Below are 17,310 nucleotides of genomic sequence, written 5' to 3' on the forward strand. Positions count from 1 at the left end.
CTATCCGCTCGAACTTCGCGGGGGCTACCCTGTGAGCATGACCTCCGCGCTTCGTCCCCTCGCCTCCGTCATCGGTGTCGCCGCCGCGGCCCTCCTCATCGTGGGGTGCACCGCCGGGCCCGGTGCGCAGTCGCCGACCAGCTCTCCTGCGCCGAGCGCGGGCGGCGTCGACGACCAGAACGACATCGAGGCTGCGCTGCTCGACGACGGGCGCATGTTCGCCGTCGTCACGGTCGGCTCATCCACGTGTGTGCCGCAGGTCGACCAGGTCACCGCCGAGGGACAGACCGTCACGGTCACCCTCGTCGACCCGGAGGGTGAGTCAGCGAAGCCCTGCACCAAGGATCTCGCTCCTCGGGCGAGCATCGGAGCCTTTCCCGAAGGAGTGGATCCCACCGCCGACATCACCCTGAACGTCACGTACGGCGAGATCACCGATGACGTGGACCTCGACGGTGACCCCGCCGCCACGGGTACGCCCGGAAGCGCGACCGAGTACCTGCCCTCCGCCGGCTGGTTCGACGACGGCGGTCTCGTTCTGCTCACCTGGGGATCCTCGTCCTGCGCGCCGGTCGTCGAGTCGCTCGAGGGATCGGGCAACGCCGGGACGGCGACGTTCGTGACCGACGCGGAGCAGGTGTGCACGATGGACATGGCGCCGCGTGCGACCCTGCTCTCCTTCGGCGACGACACGGTCGACGACGACGCGACCTTCGCTCTCACCCTCGTCGGCGGCGGCCTCGACGGCACGGTCGAGGTCCGCTGAGGCCGGGGAGCCCCGGCTGTCAGAGCATGTGCACCGGGTGGCCGGAGGGCAGCGCCAGCAGCAGAGCTCCCGGATCAGCCCAGCAGGTGATGCGCACGGCCTCGCCGAACTCGTCGCCGTCGAGCTCGATCGGGATCGGGTCGGGGGCTGCTGCCTCGGCGGCTGCGCCGTGGAAGTAGTGCACTGAGGCGTTCTTGCCGCGGTGCTCGAGCACGCGGCGCCCGGCACGGAAGCGGTGCAGCACGGAGTTGTCCCACCAGATCTTCCGCCAGACCCCGAACCATCCGAACATGCCGGTCGGCTGGATGACGGCGACATCGAGTGCGGCATCGGTGATCGACGCGTCGGGGATCAGGGCGATGCCGGCGGGGAGGGTGCCGCAGTTCGCGAAGAGCAGGCTGTACGCGCGGTGCGAGTGCAGGCGTCCCTCATCCACCTGATAGACCGCGCGGAACGGCTTCGCGCGCGGCAATGAGCGCGCGGCGCCGTCGACGTACGCGATCCACCCCACGGACTTCTTCAGGTCGGAGCGAGTGTTCGCGATCATGTCGGCATCGAGCCCCATACCCGCCAGTACCACGAAGGCGTGCTCGGCCTCCTGACCGTCCTGGCGGGTGAGGCGGGCCCACCCGATGTCGATCGGATGCCGGAAGTCGCCCAGCGCTGCACGGATCATCTCCGTCGGGTCGCCGAGGGGCAGTCCGAGATTGCGGGCGAGTAGGTTCCCGGTGCCGCTCGGCAGGATCGCCAACGGCACTCCACTGTTCGCGATCGCCTCGGACACCGCGCGCACCGTGCCGTCGCCGCCTGCGACCAGCACGACATCGACCCCGCGTTCGAGAGCCTGCGCCGTGGCATGCTGCCCGGCATCCTCGATCGTCGTCGGGTAGAAGGCCGGATGCTCCCACCCGGCTTCGCGTGAGAGGTCGCGCACCCGCGCTCGAAGATGCTTGCCGTCGACCTTGATGGGGTTGTAGACGAGCGCTGCCTGTCGCTGGACGGGTGCGCTGGATGCCATGGCGCTACTCTAATCCGCGAAGTGTCCGGGTCTCCTCATCCGGAAGGGCGACTCCGCCCTGGTGACGCCGCCGGCACGTCGGGGCGTTCACCGTAGACTTGGTGGATGATCGACCTCGCACTCCTCCGCGACAATCCGGAGATCGTCCGCCGTTCGCAGGCTGCTCGTGGGAACGACCAGAGCACCGTCGACGTCGCTCTCGATGCCGATCGATCGCGCAGGTCCGCGCTCTCCGCCTTCGAAGAGCTGCGCGCCGAGCAGAACGCCTTCGGCAAGCTCGTCGCCAAGGCGCCCAAAGACGAGAAGGCCGCCCTGGTCGCACAGGCGAAAGACCTCGCCGAGCGGGTCAAGCAGGCCCAGCACGCGGCGAACGAGGCTGCCGAAGCTGCGGCCGCCGCGCTCGCGCGGATCGAGAACGTCGTGATCGACGGCGTGCCTGCGGGCGGCGAAGCCGACTTCGTCGAGCTGCGCCGCGTCGGTGCCGTACCGGCATTCGACTTCGAACCGAAGGACCACCTCGAGCTCGGCGAGCTCCTCGGAGCGATCGACATGGAACGCGGCGCCAAGGTCTCGGGCGCGCGCTTCTACTTCCTGCGCGGCATCGGCGCACGCCTCGAGATCGCGCTGATGAACCTCGCGCTCGACAAGGCGCTGCAGAACGGGTTCGTTCCCCTGATCACCCCGACGCTCGTGCGCCCCGAGATCATGCAGGGCACCGGCTTCCTCGGAGAGCACGCCGACGAGGTCTACCACCTCGACAAGGACGACGACCTGTACCTGGTGGGCACCAGCGAGGTCGCGCTCGCCGGGTACCACAAAGATGAGATCGTCGACCTGGCCGACGGCGCCCTCCGCTACGCCGGCTGGTCGACCTGCTACAGGCGCGAAGCAGGCTCGCACGGCAAGGACACCCGCGGCATCATCCGGGTGCACCAGTTCAACAAGCTCGAGATGTTCGTCTACACGACCGCAGAAGAGGCCGAAGCCGAGCACCTGCGCCTGGTCGCCCTGCAGGAGGAGATGCTGACCTCGCTCGGCCTGGCGTACCGCGTCATCGACGTCGCCGCGGGAGATCTCGGCTCCAGTGCCGCCCGCAAGTACGACATCGAGGCCTGGGTGCCGACCCAGGGCGCGTTCCGCGAGCTCACCTCGACGTCGAACTGCACGACCTACCAGGCGCGCCGCCTCGACGTGCGGTTCCGTCCGGCCGTCGACGCGACGGATACGGCGACATCCGGCGCCGCGAAGACGCAGCATGTCGCCACGCTGAACGGCACGCTCGCCACGACTCGCTGGATCGTCGCCCTGCTCGAGACGCACCAGCAGGCCGACGGCTCCGTGCGCGTCCCCGAGGTCCTGCGCCCCTACCTCGGCGGCCTCGAAGTGATCGAGCCCCTCGCCGACGGGAGGTCCGCTCGATGACGGGCCCCTGGCTGGTCGGCCTCGACGTCGACGGGACGATCCTGCTGCAGGACGAGACGATGAGCCCCGGTGTTCCCGAAGCCATCGCCCGGATCCGTGACGGCGGGCATGTGGTCACCATCGCGACCGGACGCAGCTGGATGGCGACCCGGCGCTACGTCGAAGAGCTCGGGCTGACCGCGGACTACGTGGTGTGCTCCAACGGTGCCGTGACGATGCGCCGCGCGGGCGACGACTGGGAGCGCTGGAACGTGGAGACGTTCGACCCGACCCCGGTTCTCGGCCTGCTGCGCGAGCGTCTCCCCGACGCCAGGTACATGGTCGAGCTCGCCTCCGGGCAGCGGCTTTTCACCGAGCAGCTCGACGACTGGACGCTCGACGGCGGGCGACAGGTCGACTTCGAGGAACTCGGTGAGCTTCCCGTGTCGCGCATCGTGGTCGTCTCTCCCGGTCACGATGAAGACGACTTCCACCGTCTGGTGGCGGATGCCGGACTCAACGAGGTGTCGTACGCGATCGGCTGGACGGCGTGGCTCGACATCGCGCCCCAGGGCGTGGACAAGGGCACGGCCCTGGAGCAGGTGCGCACCGAGCTCGGGCTCGAGGAGGGACGCATCCTCGTCGCCGGCGACGGTCGCAACGACATCGGGATGTTCGGCTGGGCCCGCTCTCTCGGGGGTCGCGCCGTGGCGATGGGGCAGGCGCCCGACGTGGTGAAGGAGGCCGCCGGCGAGGTCACCGCCGATGTCGCCGATGGTGGCCTGGCACGAGCACTCGACACGCTTCCAGCCCCCGCCCAGGTCAGCGCAGGAGAATAGAACTCGGCTAGACTCACGCCTGGTCGACAGAAGCGTCTGTCGGGAGGGTTGTCCGAGCGGCCGATGGAGCTGGTCTTGAAAACCAGTGGGCAGAGATGTCTCGTGGGTTCGAATCCCACACCCTCCGCATTTGAGCACGGTGTGCCCCCGCACCGTCGCTGAATCCGAAAGGACCCGAGTGAGCCAGAACACCCGACGCCGTCACACGATCGCGCGCCACGGTCAGCTGGGCACTCCTGGTACCGTCGGCCAACTCTTGAAGTTCATCGCGATCGGTCTCGCCGTGGTCCTGGTGAGCGGCCTCGGCGTCGGCGCCTACGTCTTCTACGATCTCACCAGCACGGTCACGGCGAATGCGGTCGAGATCGAAGGACAGGAGCCCATCCCGCCGGACATCGGCGAGTACAAGGGCGGCTTCAACATGGTGCTCACGGGTGTCGACACCTGCGAAGAGAAGTACAAGGACCTCTTCGGGGCACGCTGCTCCGGTTCCGACGCCGAGGGCACGCTCAACGACGTGAACCTGCTCGTCCATGTCTCGCAGGAGCCGCGCCGCATCACGGTCGTCAGCTTCCCTCGCGACCTCATGGTTCCGATCCCGGCCTGCACCGACAAGAACGGCAACGCGACCTCCGCGATGAGCAAGCAGCCGCTCAACACGGCGTACACGGACGGCGGCCTGAACTGCGTCGTGAAGACCATCTCCGAACTCACCGACCAGGAGATCCAGTTCGCGGCCGGCGTCACCTTCGGCGGTGTGATCGAGATCACCAACGCGATCGGCGGCGTCGACGTCTGCCTCGCCAACCCGATCAGGGACCGTTACACGGGTCTCGACATGCCCGCGGGCACGCACACGGTCGAGGGACTGCAGGCACTCCAGTTCCTGCGCACGCGACATGGCGTCGGCGACGGCAGCGACCTGGGCCGCATCGGAAACCAGCAGCAGTACATGTCGAGCCTCGCCCGCAAGATGATCAGCGGCGAAGTGCTCGGCAACGTCCCCGTCATGCTGAAGCTCGCGAACACCGCGATCCAGAACCTCGAACCGAGCGAGTCCCTCACGAACCCGATGACGCTCGTGCAGATCGCCCTCGCGGTGAAGTCGGTACCGTTCGAGGACATCGTCTTCGTGCAGTACCCGAACGGCACCGACTCGGCGAACCCCAACAAGGTGGTCCCCAACTACACCGCTGCCTCGGCGCTGTGGGACGCGCTCGCTGCGAACGCCCAGTTGCAGATCACGCACGAGAACAACAAGAACGACGGCGTGGTCGTGCAGGAGCCGACGGCACCTGTCGAGCAGCCGGCGACCGATCCGGCGGCGACGCCGGATCCCGCGGCGACCCCCGACAACGTCGTGGCTCTCCCCGATTCGATCAAGGGCAACTCCGCCGCGCAGCAGACCTGCTCCAACGGCAACGTCCGCTGAGGTGAATCGTGCGGGCGCACTCGCCAACTGGAGGCATCTGGCGATGAGCTACGGAGACTTCACTCCGCAGATGCGGGCAGATACAGGGCGTCGATGAGAGCCCCCATGATGCCAGGCATATCGACGGTCGGATCGATCATCCACTGCAGCTGAAGCCCGTCGGAGGCTGCCTGGATCACGCGCGCGAGAGTGTCGGGGTCGAGGGTGGAACGCCGGTCGTCGGTGCCGAAGCTGTCGGCGATGGATTCGCGCAGGCGCGCGCTGCGGTCGAGGAAGTAGCCGTGGGCCGGATGCTCCGGATCGGCGGCATCCACCGAGAGGCGTGAGAACAGGGCGACGAGACCCGGGACCTCGGTGTTGTGGCGGATCACATCGATGAACGCGGTCCGGGCCTCGGCGTCGCTGAGTCCTGCGGGATCGAGGCCGTCGTGCTCATCGCGTTTGCGGAGCACCTCGGTGAAGAGCTCCTCCTTCGAGCCGAAGTAGTGCAGAAGGGCGGCGGGGGTGACGCCGACGACCTCGGCGATCTCCTTGAGCGAGGCGTTCTGATACCCCTTGCGCCCGATCACGTCGAGGGCGCTCTCGAGGATCTCTTCCCGTCGCGCCACACCTTTCGCATAAGAACCTCGTGTTGCCATGCCTCGACCCTAATCCTGAATGTCGTTTGAAATCTAATACTGAAGGGCATATGGTTTTCGCAAGGACATCGACGTCGCCCGCGAAAGGAACACCATGACCGAGAACTCGGCTTCCGACCTCACCCTCGAGGAGAAGGCGTCGCTCACCAGCGGTGCGGACTTCTGGACCACGAAGGCCATCGATCGCGTAGGCATCCCGTCGGTGATGATGACCGACGGTCCGCACGGTCTGCGCAAACAGTCGGGAGCCACCGACCACCTCGGTCTCGCCAGCAGCGTCCCCGCCACCTGCTTCCCGCCCGCGGTGGGCATCGGATCGTCGTGGGACCCGGAGATCATCGAGCGGGTGGGTGCCGCGATCGGCGTGGAAGCCGCGATCGAGAACGTCGCCGTCGTGCTCGGCCCCGGCATCAACATCAAGCGTTCGCCGCTGTGCGGCCGCAACTTCGAGTACTTCTCGGAAGACCCGATCGTCTCCGGCATCCTCGGCGCCGCCTCGGTCCGCGGCATCCAGTCGAAGGGCGTCGGCACCTCGCTCAAGCACTTCGCCGCGAACAACCAGGAGTTCGACCGCATGCGTGCGAGCTCCGACGTCGACCCCCGCCCGCTGCGTGAGATCTACCTGCGCGGGTTCGAGCGCGTCGTGAAGGACGCCTCGCCGTGGACCGTCATGTGCTCGTACAACAAGCTCAACGGCGTCTGGACCTCGGAGGACCCCTGGCTGCTCACCAGCGTGCTGCGCGACGACTGGGGCTTCGACGGCCTCGTCGTCTCCGACTGGGGCGCCGTGAACGACCGCGTCGTGGGTGTCGCCGCAGGTCTCGACCTGGAGATGCCGGCCTCGGGTGGACGCACGGATGCGCAGCTCGTCGCTGCCGTGCGGGCGGGAACGCTCGCGGAGAGCGTGCTCGACACGGCGGCGAACCGCGCCATCGACCTCGTGCGCAAGGCCGGTCAGCGTCCGACCGTGGCAGGTCCGCTCGATGTCGAGGCGCACCATGCACTCGCCCGGGAGGCGGCCGGCCGCTCGATCGTGCTGCTGAAGAACGAGGGTGCTCTGCTGCCGCTCGCCGCCGACCAGAAGGTCGCCGTGATCGGTGCGTTCGCGACCGAACCGCGGTTCCAGGGAGCCGGGTCTTCGCTGATCAACCCCACCCGCGTCGACAACGCGCTCGATGAACTGCGGGCAGTCAGTGGCGAGAACGTCTCCTACGCTGCGGGCTTCGCCGTCGACGGCGGCACCATCGCGACTTCCGGTCGGACCGCCGACGACCTGCGGGCAGAGGCCGTCGGCGTCGCAGGCGCGGCGGACGTGGCCGTGCTGTTCCTCGGCCTCCCCGCCGCGGAGGAGTCGGAGGGTTTCGACCGCGATCACATCGACCTCCCCGCCGAGCAGCTCGCCGTGCTCGATGCCGTGCTCGAGGTGAACCCTCGCGTGGTCGTCGTCCTGTCCAACGGCGGTGTAGTCGCCCTGCCCTTCGCCGACCGCGTGCCGGCGATCGTCGAGAGCTGGCTGCTCGGCCAGGCCGGCGGCAGCGCTGTGGCCGACGTGCTCTACGGCGCGGTGAACCCCTCGGGCAAGCTCACCGAGACCGTGCCGGTGCGGCTCGAGGACAACCCCTCCTTCGGCAACTTCCCCGGCGAGTTCGGACATGTGCGCTACGGCGAGGGCCTGCTGGTCGGCTACCGCTGGTACGACGCGAAGGATCTCGACGTGGCCTTCCCGTTCGGCCACGGACTCTCGTACACGACCTTCGAGTACGGCAGTGCGTCGGCAGAGGCCGGAGCGGACGGTGACATCGTCGTACGCGTCGACGTCACCAACTCCGGCGACCGCGATGGCCGCGAGGTCGTGCAGGTCTACGTCACCCCGACGACGTCGATCGTGCAGCGCGCCCCCCGCGAACTCAAGGCGTTCGCCTCGGTCGCGCTCGCCGCGGGGGAGACCCGCACGGTCGACCTCGTCGTGCGTCGTGAGGACCTCGCCTACTGGGACATCCGCGTCGACCGCTGGGTGGTCGAGGGCGGCGAGTACACGATCGATGTGGCCGCCTCCAGCCGTGACCTCCGCTCGACCGCGTCCGTCGACATCTCGGGCGACGAGGTGCACCAGGATCTCACGATGAACTCCTCCATCGGCGACCTGATCTCGCACCCGATCGCCGGCCCCATCGTGCAGCAGGCGCTCGGCGGCTTGATGGGCGGGCCGGGCGGCGATGCGGCTGCCGCGTCGATGATGCCGAACGACGAGGCGATGCAGAAGATGATGGCGTCCTTCCCGATCGGACGTCTCGCCGGGTTCCCCGGGCTCCCCGTCGACTTCGAGCAGATCGAGCAGCTGATCGCCGCGGCCAACGCGGGTGGTCCCGCCGCCGGCTGATCCGTCACGGATGCAGAGGCACGGCGCGCGTGTGCGCGCCGTGCCCGAGCTCCTCAGGGACCGGGCCGGGCAGGTCGAGTTCTGCCGTCGCGCCGACCGGGACCACGAGGTCGACGTGCAGCTCGTCCTCGTCGACGCGCCACGCGATCGAGGCGTCGCCGTAGGGTGTGCGCTGGGTCGCCGAGGCATGGGTGAGCCCGCCGCCGGGACGCGGGGCGAAGCGGATGCGACGATACCCCGGCTCCGCGGGTGCGAGCCCGGCGACGCTGCGGTGCAGCCAGTCGGCGACCGCTCCCAGTGCGTAGTGGTTGAACGAGGTCATGGTCCCGGGATTCACGGTGCCGTCGGGAAGCATCGCATCCCACCTCTCCCAGATCGTGGTCGCGCCCTGCACGACCTGGTACAGCCACGACGGGCAGCCCCGCTCGAGAAGAAGGTCGTAGGCGGCATCCGTGTGGCCGGTGAGGGTGAGCGCGTCGCAGACGAGCGGCGTGCCCACGAAGCCGGTCGCGATGCGGTTGTCGGCGGCATGCACGAGCGCGGCGAGGCGCGTCCCCGCGACCGCACGCTGCGTCTCGTCGGCGAGCAGGTCGAAGACGATGGCCAGGGCGTAAGCGGTCTGAGCGTCCGAGGTCATCGTGCCGTCGGGCTTCACATACGCACCCCGGAACGCGGCGGCGACCTCGGTGGCGAGCGTGTCGTAACGAGTCGCGTCGGCAGGGCGCCCGAGGACGCGAGCCATGTCGGCGACCGCTCTCGCCGACCGGGCGAAGTAGGCCGTGGCGACGAGGTACCGGTCGGTGCGGGCATCGGCGGGATCCTGCGGGGGAGCGGCGGGGTCGAGCCAGTCGCCGAGCTGGAACCCCTCGTTCCACAGGCGGTCGGGTCCGGCCAGCGATTCCACCTTGTCGACCCACCGACGTGCGCTCTCGAACTGCGTCGCCAGAACGCCCTCATCTCCGAAGCGCTGGTACAGGGTCCAGGGCAGCAGCGTGGCGACGTCGCCCCAGGCCGCGCCCGCGCGGATCGGGGACCACACCTTGTGCGAGGGGATCACCGGCACGAACCACGGCACCGTGCCATCGGGCAGCTGGTCGGCCTCGACGTCACGGAGCCACCCCGACAGCATCCCCGAGACGTCGAACAGCGTCGACGCGGTCGGGCCGAACACCTGCACGTCGCCCGTCCACCCCACGCGCTCGTCGCGCTGCGGGCAGTCGGTGGGGATGTCGACGAAGTTCCCTCGCATGCCCCAGACGACGTTGCGGTGCAGTTGCTCGACCAGGGGATCGGAGCACTCGAACCATCCGGTGCGCTCGAGGTCGGTGTGCAGCACACGCGCGACGAGAGCGCCGACGGCGGCATCCGCATCGAGGTCTCCCGGCCAGCCGGAGACCTCGGCGTATCGGAAGCCGTGGAACGTGAATCGCGGCTCCCACTCCTCGCCGTCCGGGCGTCCGGCGAGCGTGTAGGCGTCGCTCGAGCGGGCGCTGCGCAACGGGCGGGTGTAGATCTCGCCCTCCTGCAGGACCTCCGCGGTGCGCAGCGTGACCGTGGCTCCGCGGGGCCCCGTGACGCGGATGCGGACCCTTCCGACGAGGTTCTGCCCGAAGTCGAGGATGCGCGCGCAACTCGGCGAGGTGAGCACGGCGATCGGTGCGACCTCCTCCGTCACCCGCACGGGCGGGGCGGTCGGGGCGACGAGGGTGCGCGGGTCGCGCTCGCGCACGGCGACCGGCCACCATCCGGCGTCGTCGAACGCCGCGGTCGTCCAGCCGGAGTGCTCCTGGCGCGCGTCGTGGTCCTCACCGTCGTAGATGCCGGCTCTGAGGATGGGGGAGAGCGCGCCCTTCCACCTGCCATCGGTCGCGATGGTCTCGCGTCGTCCGTCGACGTAGGTGAGCTCGAGCTGACCGAGGAACGACAGATCGCTTCCGAACACGTTGCGGTGGCCGCCGCGCCAGCCCAGACGGCCGCGGTACCAGCCGTCGCCGAGCCAGGCCCCGAGTGCGTTCTCGCCGTCGACGAGCAGATCCGTCACGTCGTAGGTGTAGGAGCGCAGACGCTCACGGTAGACCGTCCACCCCGGCGAGAGCGTGTCGGAGCCGACGCGCGCGCCGTTGATCTCGGCTTCGTACAGGCCGTGCGCGGTGGCGTAGAGGCGGGCGCGGGCGATCTCGCCGTCGACCCGGAAGCTCCGACGAACCAGGGTGGCGCGGCGGGCGTCGCTCTCCGGATCCTCGTCGAGGTCGAGCCCGACCGGCCGCGCTGACCAGTCGTCGACGTCGAGGAGGCCCGCCTCGAGCCAGGTCTCCGGGCTCTCCGCCGACCAGCCGCCGTCGCGGCCCCGCACCGCCACGCGCACACCGACCCGCTCGCGCGAGTCGAGCGCACGGCTCGGCCACGGAACCAGCACCTGCGCGGCGGACGCCACCTCGACGGTCTCCTCGCCCTCCTCGCGCACCACGGTGACCGCATAGCGCTCCTGGTGCCAGCCGTCGGGGGCGTCCGTGGTGATCCAGCTCAGGCGGGGGCGGCTCTCACCGATGCCGAGCGGATCCCGGTGGTGCTCGATGCGCGGCGCGGAGACGGTCGTCATGCTCCTCATCCTCGTCGATGGGGGAGACGTCCGCGAGGATTCGGACGCGGACGTGCGGCCTCGGCCCTCGCTCCGCCTCCGGTCACCCGGCCGTCTCGGCACGCCGACGACGGGCATCGCTCGCGCGGGGAATCCCCTTCGAGAAGAACAGCGACAGGAGGCTGATGAGGATCAGCCCGAAGAACGCGATCCGCAGCGAGGACAGCTGCGAGTCGCGATACACCGTGGCGAGGGTGTCGGCGTCGGCGTCGCTCAGTCCGGCGTCTTCCGCGATGGCGGCCACGTCGGCCGCGGGGACGATCGTGACCCCGTGCTGGGTCTCGCTCGCCACCGTCGCCTTCGTGGTGTCGGGCAGGTCGCTCGCCGCGACCCCCGAGGCGAACGAGGTCGAGAGGGCGCCGATGAGGATCGAACCGATCAACGCCGTCCCCAGCGACGAGCCGAGGTTCTGGAACACGCCCTGCAGCCCGCCCACCTCGCTGGTCTCCTTCTCGGTCACGCTCGACATGTTCACATTCCCCAGCTGCGAGGCCAGCAGTCCGAGGGCAGCTCCGGCGAGGAAGATCCCGGTCGCGAAGAACCCGCTGCGCAGATCGCTGGTCGCCGATCCGAGCAGGATGAGGGCACTGACGACGAGGGTCACCTGCCCGATGCGAACGATCGTCCGCGGGGAGAGCGCGCGCGAGAGCCGGGTGCCGACGATCGAGAACAGCACGAGCGCGATCGAGAGGGGGAAGATCCGGATGCCGGTCTCCAGGGCGTCGAGTCCGAGGGTCATCTGCAGATACACCGGCACCATGAAGAAGAGTCCGGCCGTCACGGTGTACTGCGCTCCGAGCACGGAGAGGCCGCTGCGCAGCGACGTGATCGAGAACATGCCGACGTGGATCAGCGGCGAGCGCCCGAGGCGTTCGAGGAGGCGCTGGCGGGAGAAGAACAGCGCGAGAAGAACGACGCCGAGCACGATGAACCAGGCGGCGGGAGAGATGCCGAGAGGCGCGACGACGACACCCCCGATCGTGGGCGGGTTCAGCGGAAGCACCCACCCCCACGTCTTGCTCTGCAGCATCCCGAACACGACGGCCACCAGACCGACCGAGGAGAGTACGACGCTGAGGAGGTCGATGCGAACGCTCTGCCTCGGTGTCGGATCGGTGACGATCCGGGCGCACAGCACGACGCCGATCATGATGAGCACCTCGGCGGCGAACACGTAGCGCCAGTCGAAGTACGTCGTGACGAATCCGCCGATCAGGGGCCCCGCCGCCACCGCCGCACCGGAGACCGCGCCGATGATCGCGAACGCCGTGATGCGCTCGCGGCCGCGGTAGTTGTCAGCGACGAGGGCCGCGATCGCCGGGATGACGAGAACGGCGCCCAGCCCCTCGACGATCGACCAGCCGAGGAAGAGGAACTGCACGTTCGGGCTGACGGCCGTGATCAGCGAGCCCACCCCGTACACGCACGATCCGATCACGAATGCCCTGCGGCGCCCCCACACATCCCCCAGCTTCGCCCCCAGCAGCATGAACGCGGCCATCGTGAGGGTGTAGAAGGTGATGGCGCCCTGCATCGCGGCGACGGTGGTGTCGAGGTCGGACACCACCGTCGAGATCGATACGTTCATCACGGTACCGTCGAGCACCATCACGAACTGCGCAGAGCCGAGGACGGCGATGACACCCCAGCGCTTCACGACGACTCCGTCGACGGGGTGGTACTCATGGACGGCAGCCGCCCGGAGGTGAGAGCGTCGCGGAACGTCGCGAGGTCCTGATCGTTCTGGTCGGCGTAGGTGTCGGCGAAGGCGCAGATCGCCTCCTCGAAGGCTCGACCTCGACCGAGGTAGCCCGCGATCTCGAGACGATCTCCGCCTCTGGCGTGTGCGCGGGCGAGGGTCTCGCCGCAGATGCGCGCGTAGAGGGCCGCCCCGCGCGGGGTCATGGTGTCGGGATCGATCCCGCCCTTCCAATCGTGCAGCTGGCGCACGTAGAAGTCGCGGGTGATGCCGTCGGCGCCGGTCACGCGCTGCCAGCCGAGGAAGATGTCGCTGGCCGCCTGCATGAGCCGCTGCCCCCGCACGACCCGCTCTCCCTCGCTGTCCTGTCCTCCTGGTCCGAGGAACCGCTCGAGCACGGATGGCTGCGCGGTCTTCGCCTGAAGCAGCAGGGGATCGCTGTCGTCCCTGCCGCTGAGGAGGATGACCCAGGCGCGTGTGCCGACGCTGCCGATTCCGCCGACGCTCCTCGCCATGTGCCGGTAGCGGTACTCGGAGATCGGATGCCGGTCGCCCGGCAGAGTGTCCTGGTACGAGGCCAGGAGCTCGCGCATGATGGCGAGGTCGTCGAGCTGGGTGCCGACCTCCGGCACCAGGTCTTCGACCGGGGTGACCAGGGGCGGGTTCGCGATGATGCGCAGTCGGCCGTCGACGACGTGCACGAGTTTCGCGAACGATCGCATACGGTCGCGCTTACGGGCCTTCTTCACGGCGGCGTCCAGCCGCGCGACCGTCTCGTCGTCCGCGCGTCGCCGATCTCGCTCCGCGCGGATCCGTCGGCGGGCGCTGTCGGCATCGAAATGGTCGTACCAGGCGTCGAGGACGTGCGCGTCGGCGGCGCGTCGCATCGCCTTCCGGTATCCGACGACCGCGGCGCGCACACAGGCGCTGATCTCCTCCGTCGTGAAGCCGCGATGGCGTCCGGCCACCGCGAAGCTCGTCGCCAGACGCTTCAGGTCCCATTCGAACGGGCCGGGAAACGTCTCGTCGAAGTCGTTCATATCGAAGATGAGGCGGCGCTCCGGAGTACCGAACAGTCCGAAGTTCGACAGGTGCGCATCACCGCACAGCTGCACGGTGATATCGGTCCGCGGTGCGGTGGCGAGGTCGGAGGCCATCAGCAGGGCCGCACCGCGGAAGAAGGCGAACGGCGAGACCGACATCCGCTCATATCTCAACGGAACGATGTCGGGGTCCCTCCTGGTGGCCTGCTCGTCGAGCAACGCGACCGGATCGGCACGGCCCGCTCCGGGATGCCAGGGGCCCTGACGCGACCGAGGGGCCCGGGCACGGGCGTCACGTCCGCGACTTCGCCGGACGACGAACTCCGGTGCGACCGCATCCGGCGCGGCGAACTCGTCGCGCTCTTCGGCGATGTCGTTCTCCACCATGTCGCACCTCGCACCCGTCGGTCGACGGCGCGGGGCCGGGAGCCCCGAGGAGGAACCCCGGGCCGGGTGCGGGCGGCGTCGCACCGCTCATCGTCGCACCCCGCAGCACGATCACGGCGGGTGCATCACCCCTTTCGGGCGATGCCGGGGAGCGGGGGATCAGGCGTCGAGTGCACCAGCCCGCTTCGCGCTCGCACCCCGCATGATCCGCGCGACCGCCGTGATCAGGAACAGCTGTCCGGTGATCCCCTCGGCGATGGCGATCCCCTGCCCGACGGTGCCGACCGGAACCAGGTTGCCGTACCCGGTCGTGGTCAGCGCCGTGAAGGAGAAGAACAGCTGGTTTCCGAGGGTGTCGAGGCGCTCCTCGCCGAACATCGGAGTGGGGGAGATCTGCGAGATCAGGTTGTAGACGAAGGCGAAGAACATCCCGACCAGGATGTAGGCGGTGATCGCCGCCAGCAGCGCCTCCAGGTCGAGGCCGCGCCGATTGACCTGGTGCGCGATGATCGCCCACGGAGCGACGAGCAGCGCGACCATCGACGCGGCGGACAGCGGGATCGCCAGCACCGGGCCCTCGACGCCGAAGAGGGCAGCGACGACCGCGGCGGCACCGGCGACCGAGAGCACCACCCACGACACGCGCTGCACGAGGTGTCGGGCGCGGGTCACATAGAACACCATCGCGACCGTCGCCAGCATGGCGAGGAATGCCCAGGGGCTCGGGTCGGTGCTCGGCTGCGCCGCGCAGAAACCGTACGAGACGACGAGCAGGCCGAGGATGACGGCGTAGCCGCGGGCCTGGCCGTCGCGTCCGCGAGGCGAGGGGGCGTCGGCGTGCTCCGTGTTCACGGTGTCTGTCCGGGGCATGGTCGGTCCTCTTCCGTGCGGTGGACGCGGGGTGCCCACGATGTGCGGCAAGTATCCCAGCGTGAGTGCGCTTCCTCGTGCAGCCCGGGTGCGCGTCGGTCGGAAGGGGAGTCATGGGTGCCGGTTCGTCACCACTCGTCCGACCCGTTATGATGGCTAGGTGCATCCGTGCTTTCGGGTCGGATGCCTGGAGACGTCGCATAGTCCGGCCGAGTGCACCACCCTGCTAAGGTGGAGTCCCCTCACGGGGACCAGGGGTTCAAATCCCCTCGTCTCCGCAGAAAAACCCCCGCTCAGGCGGGGGTTTTCTGCGTATGGATGGGCTCCGGTCCGGCTGGATCCCATTGCGGCGGGAACTCAGGCCAACAGCCGCTCCACACGTGGCGCGACCTCGGTCGCGAGCAGGGTGAGCGACTCGAGGAAGTGCTCCTGGGGGAGGCCACCGATGTCCATCTGGAGGAAGTGGCGCATGTGCCCCATGTGCTGCTGCAGGTGCACGATACGGTTCGCGATCTCGTCGGGGTCGCCCACGTAGAAGGCACCGCCGGGCTGGGCCTGCGCCTCGAAGGCTCGCCGCTGAGGTGGCGCCCATCCGCGGAGTCGGCCCATCTCGACGTTCAGGTTGTGCCACCCGGGGTAGAAGCGCTCCATCGCCTCCTTCTTGGTGGGAGCGATCAGCCCGAGAGCGCCGACCGACACCTTCACGTCGTCGCCGGTGTGACCCGCCTGCGCGGCCGAGCGGCGGTAGAGGTCGGCGAGGGGCGCGAACCGGTGCGGCTCGCCGCCGATGATGCCGTACGCGATCGGCAGGCCCAGGCGTCCGGCGCGGACGGAGGATGACGCGTTCCCCCCGGTCGCGAGCCAGATCGGCAGCTTGCCGTGCACCGGGCGCGGGACGACGGCGAGATCGTCGAGCGTGGGACGTACGGTGCCGGCCCACGTGACCCCCTCCGTGGTGCTCTCGTTGATAGTCATCAGCAGATCGAGCTTCTGGGCGTAGAGGTCGTCGTAGTCGCGGAGGTCGTACCCGAACAGGGGGAACGTCTCGACGGACGACCCGCGCCCCGCGGTGATCTCGACACGACCGCCTCCGGAGACGGCGTCCGCGATCGCGAACTGCTGGAACACGCGCACCGGATCGTCGGTGCCGATGATGCTCGCACCGCTCCCGAGGACGATCCGCTTCGTCGCCGCGGCTGCAGCGGCGATGACCGTGCCGGGGGAGGAGGCCGGCATGCTGACGGTGTGGTGCTCGCCGATCGCGAAGTAATCGAGGCCGACCGCATCGGAGTGCACGATCGCCTCGTGCAGGTTCCGGATGGCTTCCGCGGTCGAGCGCGGGGTGCCGTCATCGTTCAGGGGGGTATCGCCGAAACTGTAGGCGCCGATCTGCATGGGAACTCCTTCGGGGTCTGGTCGAGGTGTCAAGCGCGAGTCGCGCCGGTGAGGGATGTGGTGTCGAGGTGTCGGGCGGCCTCGGCTCCGAGCGCATCGGCGTCGTGGTGTCCGCCGAAGATCGGGGTCCCCGGCTGGAACGCCGTTCCCGTGTGGAGTGCGCCCGTGACGACGGGGTCGAAGCCGAGTCGGTCGATCATCTCGGCGACGGTCTGCACAGCCTGTTCGTCGTCGCCGGCGATGCCGAGGGCGCGGCGCTCGGGGTGGCCTTCGGCTCGGGCGTCGACCTCGAGGAAGTGATAGCCGATGTGGTTCAGCGTCTTCACCACGCGAGCGCCGGCGAAGTGCTCCTGCACGATGGTGCTGCTTCCCTGCGGGCTGCCGGCGACGTCGTCGAGGTGCCCGTCGGTCGGTTCCCAGTGGTTCATCGTGTCGACGACGACCTTGCCGTCGAGGAGGGTCGGCGGGATGGAGCGGAACTTGTGCAACGGCACCGCGACGACGACGACTTCGCCGTGTGCGGCCGCGTCCGATGCCGACATGGCTTTCGCGCCGGGGGCCACGACTTCGACGAGCAACTCGATGTCTGCCGCAGCGCCGGAAGCCGCGATGGCGACGTCGTATCCGGCCGCGATCGCCGAGCGCGCGATCGCGGTCCCTACCCTGCCTGCTCCGAGTATGCCGATCCTGTCCACGGTGGCTGCCTTCCTGCTCGCGTCGACGCTCGTGCGTCTGAGTCCAGCTTCCGAGGATCGCCCTCCTCATGCGAACAGGCGGTAAGCTGCTTACGAAAGGTTAGGAGCC

General features: G+C 69.1%; 13 protein-coding genes and 2 tRNA genes. 7 read left to right on the plus strand and 8 right to left on the minus strand.

Annotated features, from left to right (window positions below):
* Positions 1-37: 37 nt before the first annotated feature.
* Complete coding sequence (locus tag ACFVWL_RS10685) at positions 38-766, plus strand: hypothetical protein (RefSeq protein WP_387182178.1); 729 nt, start codon at positions 38-40, stop codon at positions 764-766.
* A 19-nt stretch (positions 767-785) separates the two neighbouring features.
* Here the strand turns inward: ACFVWL_RS10685 and ACFVWL_RS10690 are convergent, their stop codons facing one another.
* Entirely contained in the window at positions 786-1,784 is a 999-nt protein-coding gene (locus ACFVWL_RS10690; RefSeq protein WP_387182180.1) for a diacylglycerol/lipid kinase family protein, read from the minus strand.
* Between the two features lie 105 nt (positions 1,785-1,889).
* On the opposite strand from ACFVWL_RS10690, the gene serS reads away from it, so the two are divergent.
* From serS to ACFVWL_RS10710, 4 genes are all read left to right on the plus strand, one after another.
* On the plus strand, positions 1,890-3,206 hold the full coding sequence (serS, locus tag ACFVWL_RS10695; protein ID WP_387182182.1) for a serine--tRNA ligase: 1,317 nt from the start codon (positions 1,890-1,892) through the stop codon (positions 3,204-3,206).
* The gene (locus tag ACFVWL_RS10700; RefSeq protein WP_387182184.1) at positions 3,203-4,024 is read left to right on the plus strand and encodes an HAD family hydrolase; all 822 of its coding nucleotides are present in this window, start codon (positions 3,203-3,205) and stop codon (positions 4,022-4,024) included. The genes serS and ACFVWL_RS10700 overlap by 4 nt, the downstream gene beginning before the upstream one ends.
* Before the next feature lie 42 nt (positions 4,025-4,066).
* A tRNA-Ser gene (locus ACFVWL_RS10705) sits at positions 4,067-4,151 on the plus strand.
* Positions 4,152-4,202: 51 nt separating this feature from the next.
* Positions 4,203-5,456 carry an LCP family protein gene (locus ACFVWL_RS10710; RefSeq protein WP_387182187.1) on the plus strand — a complete coding sequence of 418 codons (1,254 nt, stop codon included), beginning with the start codon at positions 4,203-4,205 and terminating at the stop codon, positions 5,454-5,456.
* Positions 5,457-5,515: 59 nt separating this feature from the next.
* Here ACFVWL_RS10710 and ACFVWL_RS10715 read toward each other — a convergent pair whose 3' ends face one another.
* Positions 5,516-6,094, minus strand: coding sequence for a TetR/AcrR family transcriptional regulator (locus ACFVWL_RS10715; protein WP_387182190.1), 579 nt, complete (start codon positions 6,092-6,094; stop codon positions 5,516-5,518).
* A 94-nt stretch (positions 6,095-6,188) separates the two neighbouring features.
* Between ACFVWL_RS10715 and ACFVWL_RS10720 the strand changes: the two genes are divergently transcribed.
* On the plus strand, positions 6,189-8,474 hold the full coding sequence (locus tag ACFVWL_RS10720) for a glycoside hydrolase family 3 C-terminal domain-containing protein (RefSeq protein WP_387182192.1): 2,286 nt from the start codon (positions 6,189-6,191) through the stop codon (positions 8,472-8,474).
* A 4-nt stretch (positions 8,475-8,478) separates the two neighbouring features.
* On the opposite strand, the gene ACFVWL_RS10725 is transcribed toward ACFVWL_RS10720, so the two are convergent.
* The 4 genes from ACFVWL_RS10725 to ACFVWL_RS10740 all read right to left on the minus strand — a co-directional run bounded on the left by ACFVWL_RS10725 (position 8,479) and on the right by ACFVWL_RS10740 (position 15,111).
* Positions 8,479-11,073 carry a family 78 glycoside hydrolase catalytic domain gene (locus tag ACFVWL_RS10725; RefSeq protein WP_387182194.1) on the minus strand — a complete coding sequence of 865 codons (2,595 nt, stop codon included), beginning with the start codon at positions 11,071-11,073 and terminating at the stop codon, positions 8,479-8,481.
* Positions 11,074-11,155: 82 nt separating this feature from the next.
* Positions 11,156-12,769: an MFS transporter gene (locus ACFVWL_RS10730; RefSeq protein ID WP_387182197.1), complete on the minus strand. Its 1,614-nt coding sequence runs from the start codon at positions 12,767-12,769 to the stop codon at positions 11,156-11,158.
* A complete protein-coding gene (locus tag ACFVWL_RS10735) occupies positions 12,766-14,241 on the minus strand; it encodes a DUF2252 domain-containing protein (protein ID WP_387182198.1) in 1,476 nt (491 codons plus the stop codon). Before ACFVWL_RS10735 ends, ACFVWL_RS10730 begins: the two co-directional genes overlap by 4 nt.
* Positions 14,242-14,400: 159 nt before the next feature.
* Positions 14,401-15,111 (minus strand): potassium channel family protein, encoded by a 711-nt coding sequence (locus tag ACFVWL_RS10740; protein WP_387182200.1) that lies wholly within the window; start codon positions 15,109-15,111, stop codon positions 14,401-14,403.
* Between the two features lie 189 nt (positions 15,112-15,300).
* Between ACFVWL_RS10740 and ACFVWL_RS10745 the strand changes: the two genes are divergently transcribed.
* Positions 15,301-15,389 (plus strand) — tRNA-Ser (locus tag ACFVWL_RS10745).
* A 79-nt stretch (positions 15,390-15,468) separates the two neighbouring features.
* Here ACFVWL_RS10745 and ACFVWL_RS10750 read toward each other — a convergent pair.
* Positions 15,469-16,506 carry an LLM class flavin-dependent oxidoreductase gene (locus ACFVWL_RS10750; protein ID WP_387182203.1) on the minus strand — a complete coding sequence of 346 codons (1,038 nt, stop codon included), beginning with the start codon at positions 16,504-16,506 and terminating at the stop codon, positions 15,469-15,471.
* 29 nt (positions 16,507-16,535) lie between these two features.
* Positions 16,536-17,201, minus strand: coding sequence for an NADPH-dependent F420 reductase (locus tag ACFVWL_RS10755; protein ID WP_387182204.1), 666 nt, complete (start codon positions 17,199-17,201; stop codon positions 16,536-16,538).
* Between the last annotated feature and the right edge of the window lie 109 nt (positions 17,202-17,310).

The organism is Microbacterium sp. NPDC058269, from assembly GCF_042881445.1.
Lineage (GTDB): Bacteria > Actinomycetota > Actinomycetes > Actinomycetales > Microbacteriaceae > Microbacterium.

Coding starts and splice junctions, on each gene's coding strand:
- ACFVWL_RS10715 (WP_387182190.1), bottom strand. CDS start 6,094: ATGGCAACACGAGGTTCTTATGCGAAAGGTGTGGCGCGACGGGAAGAG.
- ACFVWL_RS10725 (WP_387182194.1), bottom strand. CDS start 11,073: ATGACGACCGTCTCCGCGCCGCGCATCGAGCACCACCGGGATCCGCTC.
- serS (WP_387182182.1), top strand. CDS start 1,890: ATGATCGACCTCGCACTCCTCCGCGACAATCCGGAGATCGTCCGCCGT.
- ACFVWL_RS10740 (WP_387182200.1), bottom strand. CDS start 15,111: ATGCCCCGGACAGACACCGTGAACACGGAGCACGCCGACGCCCCCTCG.
- ACFVWL_RS10720 (WP_387182192.1), top strand. CDS start 6,189: ATGACCGAGAACTCGGCTTCCGACCTCACCCTCGAGGAGAAGGCGTCG.
- ACFVWL_RS10700 (WP_387182184.1), top strand. CDS start 3,203: ATGACGGGCCCCTGGCTGGTCGGCCTCGACGTCGACGGGACGATCCTG.
- ACFVWL_RS10735 (WP_387182198.1), bottom strand. CDS start 14,241: ATGGTGGAGAACGACATCGCCGAAGAGCGCGACGAGTTCGCCGCGCCG.
- ACFVWL_RS10750 (WP_387182203.1), bottom strand. CDS start 16,506: ATGCAGATCGGCGCCTACAGTTTCGGCGATACCCCCCTGAACGATGAC.
- ACFVWL_RS10685 (WP_387182178.1), top strand. CDS start 38: ATGACCTCCGCGCTTCGTCCCCTCGCCTCCGTCATCGGTGTCGCCGCC.
- ACFVWL_RS10690 (WP_387182180.1), bottom strand. CDS start 1,784: ATGGCATCCAGCGCACCCGTCCAGCGACAGGCAGCGCTCGTCTACAAC.